This window comes from Pseudomonas sp. D47, from assembly GCF_045447305.1.
In the GTDB taxonomy this organism is placed as follows: domain Bacteria; phylum Pseudomonadota; class Gammaproteobacteria; order Pseudomonadales; family Pseudomonadaceae; genus Aquipseudomonas.
In genome coordinates this window covers 1-8,188 of sequence record NZ_JBJGXU010000112.1, presented here as the reverse complement: position 1 = coordinate 8,188, position 8,188 = coordinate 1, and the positions used below count along the sequence as shown (strand labels likewise).

Genomic DNA, 8,188 nt, shown 5'->3' with positions numbered 1-8,188 from the left:
AGCCCCCCCGCGACAACCAAAGAATTCAGCCCATAAAAAGATGTGTAGATACCTACGCCGCGATGACGGTGGGTCAGGCCTGGCGCTTGGGCAATTCGATCAGCACCTTTAGCCCGCCCAACTCACTCTCCTGCAACTGCAACACCCCACCCCACACCTCGACGATATCCCGCACGATCCCCAGCCCCAGGCCATGGCCGTCAATTTGCTCGTCCAGGCGCGTGCCACGGCTGAACACCTGGTCGCGCTGACTCTGCGGAATGCCGGGACCATCGTCCTCCACAGCCAGCAGATAGCTGCGCGGCGTTTCGCTGATGACCAAGCGTATTTCCGCATCCGCCCATTTGCAGGCGTTGTCCAGCAAGTTGCCGAGCAGTTCCAGCAGGTCTTCGCGGTCCCACGGCAATTGCAGGCCCGGCGTGACGTGGTAACTCAAGTCCAGGTGTTCACCGTGGATCATGTTTAGCGTTGCCAACAGACCCGGCAGCTCTTTTTCGCAATCAAACAAGGCGCCCGGCAGGGTTTCACCGGCAAGGCGCGCGCGGTTGAGTTCGCGATTCAGGCGTTGCTGCACGTGCTCCAGCTGTTCACGCAAGAGCTTGCTCAGTTCGGGATGGGCCTTGAGCTGTTCGCTGGATGCCACGCTCAACAGCACGGCCAAGGGTGTTTTCAGCGCATGCCCCAAATTGCCCAACGCATTGCGCGAACGCTTGAGGCTGTCTTCGGTGTGGGCCAGCAGGTGGTTGATCTGCGCCACCAGCGGCTCCAGCTCCAGCGGTACCTGGGTATCGAGTTGCGAGCGCTGGCCCTGTTGCAATTGGGCGATCTGTTCGCGAGAGGTTTCCAGCGGGCGCAAGGCTCGGCGCACGGTCACCCGTTGCAGGATCAGCACCAGCAACAATGCCGCGAGGCCCATCACCAGGCCGATCTGACGCATCAAACGGAAACTTTCCCGCACCGGCGTGTAGTCCTGGGCCACGCTGATGGAAATCGACTGGCCAAAACGCTTGTAGTCCGCGCGCAACACCAGCAGTTGCTGGCCTTCCGGGCCTAGCTGCAAGTTGCCCTTGAGCCCGGCTTCGGGCAGTCGCGGTAATTCCTGGTCCCACAGCGAGCGGGAACGCCAATGAATGTCGGCAAAATCGATACGAAAATAATGCCCGGAAAACGGCCGCTGATAAGCCGGTGACAGGCGTTGTTCATCCAATTGCACGCCGTTCGGCCCACGCACCAGCGCCACCAGCAGGTTCTCGGCGTCATTGCGCAAGCCGGCTTCCAGGTAGCGCTGCAAACCGGCCTCGAACAACCACAAACTGGTTTGCGCCAGCACCACGCCGACGACCACCATCACGCTGATCAGCCCCAGGCTCAGGCGCCGTTGAATGGACTTCATGCAGGGCCGGCGCCAAACCGGTAACCCTGGCCACGCCGGGTTTCAATCACGCTGCGGCCCAACTTGCGGCGCAGGTGGTTGACGTGCACTTCCAATACGTTGGAATCACGCTCGGTCTCGCCATCATACAAGTGCTCGGCCAAGTGGCTTTTCGACAGGATCTGTTCCGGGTGCAACATGAAGTAGCGCAACAGACGAAATTCGGCGGCAGTCAGTTGAATCTCGTCGCCATCGCGCAGCACGCACTGACGGCCTTCATCCAGGTGCAGCCCGGCGGCTTGCAAGGTCGGCTGGTTGGCATGGCCGTGGGAACGGCGCAGCAAGGCCTGGATGCGCAGGTACAGTTCTTCGGGGTGAAAGGGTTTGCTCAAGTAATCATCGGCGCCGGCCTTGAGCCCTTCGATACGCTCGGCCCAAGAGTCGCGGGCAGTGAGGACCAGCACCGGTGTGGCCAGGGCGGCAGCGCGCCATTGCGCCAACACCTCCAGCCCAGGCAGGCCGGGCAAGCCAAGGTCGAGGATGATCAGGTCATAGGGCTCGCTGCGCCCCTGATACGCGGCATCGCGCCCGTCGGCCAGCCAGTCGACGGCGTAGCCTTGGCGTTGCAGGCCAGCCAGCAGCTCATCGGCCAGCGGTACGTTGTCTTCCACCAGGAGCAGGCGCATCAGTCGTCTTCCTTATCTTTGAGCAGTACACCAGTGGTTGCATCCAGCTTGATTTCGCGCACCACGCCCTCGGTGGTCACCAGCTCCACTTCATAGGCATATTGGCCGTGCTTCTTCTCAAGCTCGGCCTCCAGCAGCCGGGAACCCGGGTAGCGCGCCATGGCCTGTTGCAGCAGTTGCTCCAGCGGCAGGATCACCCCCTGCTGGCGCAAGGCCAAGGCTTCATCCTGGTTGAGGTCGCGGGCCGCCAGGCTTGAGCAAAAAGCCATGAGCGCCAGCACCATCCAACCGCTGGCGCGTCGATATACCTTCATTACGTATCCTGATGATTCTTGAGAACGTGCCCGGTGAGCGCGTCCAATTCGACTTCCCACTCGATGCCGTCGGCATCTTCCAGTTCGACTTGATAAACGTACTTGCCGTAGGCCTCGTCCAGGTCGGTGTCCAGCAGGCTCGAACCTGGGTGCAGCGCCAGGGCCGTGGCTTCCAGCTGATCGAAGGCGACAATTGTAACAGTGCCAGGCAATTTCAGTGGCTTGTCGGGGTCCACTGCTTGGGCCTGTGCCGCCGAGAAGGCGATGATACCGGCGGCGACCAGCGCTGTGAGGCGCTTCATGATAAGTCTCCGTTTCAGGATGTTTTTCCTACGCAGGCCACCGTACCCGCTGCAACTTAACTGAAACTGAATTGCCACCATGGCAATTTCCTCGCGCTCTTCTTCACCTATCACGCTGCGAGTTTTTCTATACTGCCCCGCTCGCTTCAAAAGAGACCGGTATGACAGCCATCCACATCAAATTCCCCGCCTTGACGCTCAAGGCCGGCAAACGCGCCTTCACGCGCATTCGCGAACAAGGCCTGGCGCCTGCGGATGTCGGCATTCTTCCCGGCGCCGCCGGTGGCCCCAAGGCGCTGGGCATCCAGGGCCTTGACCTGGCGCTGTTCGGCGATTGGTTGCCGCGTGCGCCACGCGAACGTGCGCTGATCGGCGCCTCCATCGGCTCCTGGCGGTTTGCCAGCGCCTGCCTGCCCGACCCAGTGCAAGGCCTGCTCGACCTTGGCCGCTTGTACAACGAACAGCGTTTTGCCAAAGGCGTGAGCATGGCCGAGGTCAGCCATAGCTGCCAGCGCATGCTCGATGACCTGTTCGCCGGCCGCGATGCGCGGGTGCTGGACAACCCCGACTATCGCCTGAACATCATGGTGGTCAAAAGCCACGGCCTGCTCGCCGATGACCACCGTGGGCGGCTCGGCCTGGGCCTGTCGTCGGTGATTGCCGACAACCTGCGCGGTCGCGCGCGGCTGTCGCGGCATTTCGAGCGGCTGATCATCCACGACCCACGCCAGGCGCCACCGGTGCATCCGCTCAAGGATTTCCCTTCGCGTTTCCTCGCGCTGGAGCTGGGCAACCTGCGCCAGGCACTGCTGGCATCCGGCTCGATCCCGATGGTTATGCAAGGCGTGCGCGACCTGCCCGGCGCAGGCGCCGGCACCTACCGCGACGGTGGCCTGCTGGACTATCACCTCGACCTGCCCTACCACGGCGACGACATCGTGCTGTACCCGCACTTCACCGACCGGGTCATCCCCGGCTGGTTCGACGAAGGCCTGCCGTGGCGGCGCAGCAATCAACAGGGTCTGCAGGATGTGTTACTGCTCGCGCCATCCAAGGACTACCTGGCGCGCCTGCCCTACGGCAAGTTGCCGGACCGCAGCGACTTCAAGCGTTTCATGGGCGATGACCCGAGCCGCAACAAGTACTGGCAGGCCGCGATGAGCGAGAGCCAACGCCTGGGCGATGAGTTCCTGCAATTGGCCGATAACGGCGGCCTGGGTGAGCGTTTGCAGCCACTTTGACGCGACACAGGCCTCTTGCAGAGGGGCGGTATGCCCGGCGAGGGATCAAACTGCTAAACTCGCCGCCTGCCAGATACCTGACCGAGCTGAAAATACTGTGGAAATCTTCAAAGATTCCACGGTAGTCTCCCACCTAAAACCCTCCCGTCTCAGAACCCTCCAAAAACCCCATAAAACCTAGACACTTGAGTATCACCGCGTACCACTCAATACCTTCCCAATGCCGTTTAGTTAGTACATCATTCAGTACATCGAAAATGGTTTTGAGAGGATGTACTAGTGGCACTTACGGACACAGCAGCCCGACAGGCCAAGCCTAAGGACAAGGCGTATACCCTCCCCGACTCTCTGGGGCTCTCGCTTTACGTGGCAAATAGCGGTATCAAGAGCTGGCACTTTCGCTTCACATGGCTTGGAAAACAGGCAAGAATTTCTTTTGGAACATACCCGGAAACGGGCCTAAAGGACGCGCGCGCTCTAAGAGACGAGGCGCGGGAAGACATTGCGCGCGGCGTAGATCCACGCGAATCGAGGAAGGAAAAAAAGGCAGGAATGATAGAGGCTTGCGGGCGAACGTTCCGCCGGGTGTATGACGAGTGGCTGGCATTCAGGAAAGGGAGCATATCTCCTGGAACCTATCGCATCATCAGCAACCTGATGGAGCTAGACGTGTTGCCGACATTCGGTGCCAGGCAGATCGACTCAATCAAGCGTTCCGATGTGATCAGCCTGATACGACGCATCGAGAAGCGAGGGTCTATCGTCACAGCCGTAAAAGTGCGGCAGCGGATGGGCCAGGTGTTCAGCTACGCCATCGCCACCGGTCTTATAGAAGCGAATCCAACAGCTGAAATGCACGCTGTAACCGAGAAAGGTGCCCAGAACAGACCTCACCCCTTCCTGCCTTTCAGCGAACTGCCTAATACCATTGCCACAATCCAGCAGTGCGTATCAGGCCACCAGTTGCGGTCGGCGATCATGCTGATGATCTACACAGCCTCACGCCCGGGCGAAGTCCGGCACGCTGAGTGGTCTGAAATCGATCTTGATGCCGCGATCTGGACAACGCCGGCGGCGAAGATGAAGGCGCGGCGCGAGCACGCGGTGCCGCTACCAACACAGGCCGTCGAATTGCTGAAAGACATGCTACCCATAACCGGCGGGCTTAGGTATGTCTTCACTAATCGCAGCGATCCTACAGCACCGATCGGAACCAACTACGCCAACAACGTCATGGATCTATGCGGGTTGACGGGCAAACAATCACCCCACGGTTTCCGCCATCTGTTTTCCACTGAGATGAACGGGCGCGGGTATAACCGGGATTGGATTGAGCGCCAACTTGCGCACGCAGACAGTAGCTTCATTCGTGACGTATACAACCACGCCGCATACCTGGAGCAACGCAGATCCATGATGCAGGAGTGGGCAGATCTTGTGACGCCAAATCCATAGCACCTCCTGCTGGGGACGGTAGCGACCCAAATTGTTGATTTTAAAAGGCATTATGATTCCTTTAGGGTCGGCAAAAAAACCACCTCTTTGTGCTTATGCAAACGGAAAAACGGGGGCTGTAGCAGGAGTTTTGCGCGCGTCCTGCTCCCGAATTCGCGCTATCCAAAAAAGCACCTATTGTGGAAGTGCAACTCTACTTTGCGTCACCAAGGAGATGGTTATGTCAAAATCAAACGGCGGAAAGGCAGGATCCAGTTCAGGAAAATCTAGCGGATCGAAAGCACCAGCGGTAGCTAACCTCCCGAGCACCACCGGGAAACCATCTGGAGGCAGACGCGGGAACGCGGAGCCTAAAGGCAAATAATTGACAATCTTCCGGTGCTCACTCAGAGCACCGGTTCATGTAAGCACGCCACCATGTCAAGGTGACCTCGAAACGCTCGCAGACAATTGACTCATAAGGAAAAACACACTTCTTATAAAGGTGCCAAACTCTCCATTTCACTCTATAAGAATCAATAACTTACAGTTGTATATTCCTACAGAGCTCACCCTCCCCGGCGTCCTGCCGAATGAACACAAACCACGAAAAGCCAAAGAAGTACGTGATACATCATGACCGCTTCCGACCACGAGTGGATACTCAACATACCTCATAGCCACCATGGTGCAGAATGCCCTTCCAAAGAGCGGCGGCCCGCTGCTTAGGTATTACACCCCTCGAAAATATCGTTATTACTCCTCTGCTTTATTCACAATATTTCCATCTTCATCTACTTGATACGGCGTATCAGCCTCTACTCCATTTTTTCCTGTGTTGACTACTTTGTTGGTATAGCGTTTCCCGTCCCAGCATCTGAAAATCAGTGTGGAGTTCTCCCCGCCAGTCAGCGTGGAGCCCAGGCTGCCGATGAGCCTGCTGCTGGCACCCGCTGTCAGAACGCTGTTCTTACCAGCAGTGAGCGTGCTTCGATCTCCAGCCATGAGCACACAATCGTCGCCAGCAGTCAGTTTGCTGCGATCTCCAGCGGTGAGATAACTGTTGCTGCCAGCCAATAGTTTGCTTCGGTCCCCCGCAGTCTGCGTGCTGTCTTTACCAGCAATAAGTTTGCTGCGCTCACCGGCCATCTGAATGCTGTGGGCGCCGGATATCAGCGTGCTGCGATAGCCAGCAGTTTGCGAGCTACCCTTGCCGGCGATCAGCATGCTTTTGTGCCCGGCAATTTGAGTGCTTTCATGGCCCGCAATCAGTGAACTCCGATGACTCGCAATCTGGTTGCTACCGTATCCGGCAGTCAGGCTACTGTGCATTCCGGACGTCAAGCTACTGCCATATCCCGCCGTCAGTACGCTACGAAGCCCGCTAATCAAAGTGCTCCCGTAACCCGCAGTCAAGAAACTGCGAATGCCACTGGTCAGTGTGCTGCCATAACCCGCGATCAGCGAACTGTCTTGGCCTGCCGTTCCTGTGCTCCCGTAACCGGCGGTGAGCGTGCTGTCGCGCTCTGCCGTCTGCGTACTACCATAGCCCGCCGTTAACGTGCTCTCGTAGCCAGCGGTCTGGGTGCTGCCATAACCTGCGATCAATGAGCTGGAAAACCCAGCTGTTTCAGTACTGCCGTAGCCAGCGGTGAGCGTACTGCTGTCTTGAGCAGTCAGCGTACTGCCGTAGCCCGCAGTCAACGTGCTCTCGTAGCCTGCGATCTGGGTACTTCCATAACCTGCGACCAGTGAGCTGTCATAGCCTGCGGTAGACGTACTGCCATAACCAGTCGTCAAACTGCTGTTGTAGCCCGCCGTTTGAGTACTGCCGTACCCGGCGACCAAAGTACTGCTATATCCAGCGGTTGAGGTACTGCCATAACCAGTAGTGAGTGAGCTTTCTTCCTGGGCAGTTTGGGTGCTGCCGTAGCCTGCAGTCAGTGTGCTTTTGTAGCCCGCCGTTTGAGTACTACCGTACCCGGCGATCAAAGTACTGCTATAGCCAGCGGTCGAGGTACTGCCATAACCAGTGGTGAGCGAGCTTTCTTCCTGGGCAGTTTGGGTGCTGCCGTAGCCTGCGGTCAGTGTGCTTTTGTAGCCCGCCGTTTGAGTACTTCCGTAGCCAGCAATAAGTGAGCTTTCGTAGCCGGCTGTTGAAGTGCTGCCATAGCCCGTGGTCAGGGAGCTGTTGTCCTGGGCGGTTTGAGTACTGCCATAACCAGCAGTCAGGGTGCTTTCATAACCCGTTGTCTGGGTACTACCGTAACCTGCGATTAGAGAACTCTTGAAACCTGCTGTTGAAGTACTGCCATAGCCGGCCGTGAGCGAACTGCTTTCCTGAGCAGTCTGGGTACTACCATAGCCTGCTGTCAGAACACTCCGGTAACCAGCGGTTTGGGTGCTGCCATATCCGGCAATGAGTGTACTGTCATAGCCGGCTGTTGAGGTGCTGCCGTAACCCGCAGTGAGTGAGCTGCCTTCCTGAGCGGTCTGTGTACTGCCATAACCTGCTGTCAGTTTACTTTCATGACCCGCGGTCTGAGTACTTCCATAGCCTGCAATAAGAGAACTGTCCGGGCCAGCGGTCCCGGTACTGCCGTAGCCAGCAGTGAGCGAACTCCCTTCCTGCGCCGTTTGTGTACTGCCGTAGCCCGCTGTAAGCACGCTGCCATGACCAGCAGTCTGTGTACTGCCATAGCCAGCGATCAGCGAACTGTCGGGGCCAGCGGTGCCCGTGCTGCCATAGCCTGCGGTGAGATCGCTACCTTCCTGAGCGGTTTGTGTGCTGCCATAACCCGCTGTCAGCGAGCTTTCCTCTCCAGCGGTCTGAGTACTT

Annotated in this window: 6 protein-coding genes and 1 pseudogene; 2 read left to right on the top strand and 5 right to left on the bottom strand. The window is 58.2% G+C overall.

The genetic code is table 11. The annotated features are described in order from the left end of the window. Positions 1–73: 73 nt before the first annotated feature. From ACI77I_RS31260 to ACI77I_RS31245, 4 genes are read right to left on the bottom strand one after another with little or no spacing between them, the layout of a single operon-like run. Positions 74–1,393, bottom strand: coding sequence for a sensor histidine kinase (locus tag ACI77I_RS31260; RefSeq protein ID WP_094953710.1), 1,320 nt, complete (start codon positions 1,391–1,393; stop codon positions 74–76). Beyond that, positions 1,390–2,058 (bottom strand): response regulator transcription factor, encoded by a 669-nt coding sequence (locus tag ACI77I_RS31255; protein WP_263274849.1) that lies wholly within the window; start codon positions 2,056–2,058, stop codon positions 1,390–1,392. The genes ACI77I_RS31260 and ACI77I_RS31255 overlap by 4 nt, the downstream gene beginning before the upstream one ends. Then, on the bottom strand, positions 2,058–2,372 hold the full coding sequence (locus ACI77I_RS31250; RefSeq protein ID WP_094953708.1) for a PepSY domain-containing protein: 315 nt from the start codon (positions 2,370–2,372) through the stop codon (positions 2,058–2,060). Before ACI77I_RS31250 ends, ACI77I_RS31255 begins: the two co-directional genes overlap by 1 nt. After that, positions 2,372–2,674, bottom strand: coding sequence for a PepSY domain-containing protein (locus tag ACI77I_RS31245; protein ID WP_094953707.1), 303 nt, complete (start codon positions 2,672–2,674; stop codon positions 2,372–2,374). The genes ACI77I_RS31250 and ACI77I_RS31245 overlap by 1 nt, the downstream gene beginning before the upstream one ends. 161 nt (positions 2,675–2,835) lie before the next feature. Here ACI77I_RS31245 and ACI77I_RS31240 point away from each other — a divergent pair, with 161 nt between their 5' ends. After that, a complete protein-coding gene (locus ACI77I_RS31240; protein ID WP_407000036.1) occupies positions 2,836–3,915 on the top strand; it encodes a patatin-like phospholipase family protein in 1,080 nt (359 codons plus the stop codon). A 279-nt stretch (positions 3,916–4,194) separates the two neighbouring features. Beyond that, positions 4,195–5,370, top strand: a complete 1,176-nt coding sequence (locus tag ACI77I_RS31235) for a tyrosine-type recombinase/integrase (protein WP_407000034.1) — start codon at positions 4,195–4,197, stop codon at positions 5,368–5,370. A 735-nt stretch (positions 5,371–6,105) separates the two neighbouring features. Here the strand turns inward: ACI77I_RS31235 and ACI77I_RS31230 are convergent. Next, positions 6,106–8,188, bottom strand: a pseudogene (locus tag ACI77I_RS31230) (Ice nucleation protein); the annotation flags it as partial.

Excerpts from the sequence above, each read along its gene's own strand:
- ACI77I_RS31260 (WP_094953710.1), bottom strand. The coding sequence starts at position 1,393 with ATGAAGTCCATTCAACGGCGCCTGAGCCTGGGGCTGATCAGCGTGATG.
- ACI77I_RS31250 (WP_094953708.1), bottom strand. The coding sequence starts at position 2,372 with ATGAAGGTATATCGACGCGCCAGCGGTTGGATGGTGCTGGCGCTCATG.
- ACI77I_RS31245 (WP_094953707.1), bottom strand. The coding sequence starts at position 2,674 with ATGAAGCGCCTCACAGCGCTGGTCGCCGCCGGTATCATCGCCTTCTCG.
- ACI77I_RS31255 (WP_263274849.1), bottom strand. The coding sequence starts at position 2,058 with ATGCGCCTGCTCCTGGTGGAAGACAACGTACCGCTGGCCGATGAGCTG.
- ACI77I_RS31240 (WP_407000036.1), top strand. The coding sequence starts at position 2,836 with ATGACAGCCATCCACATCAAATTCCCCGCCTTGACGCTCAAGGCCGGC.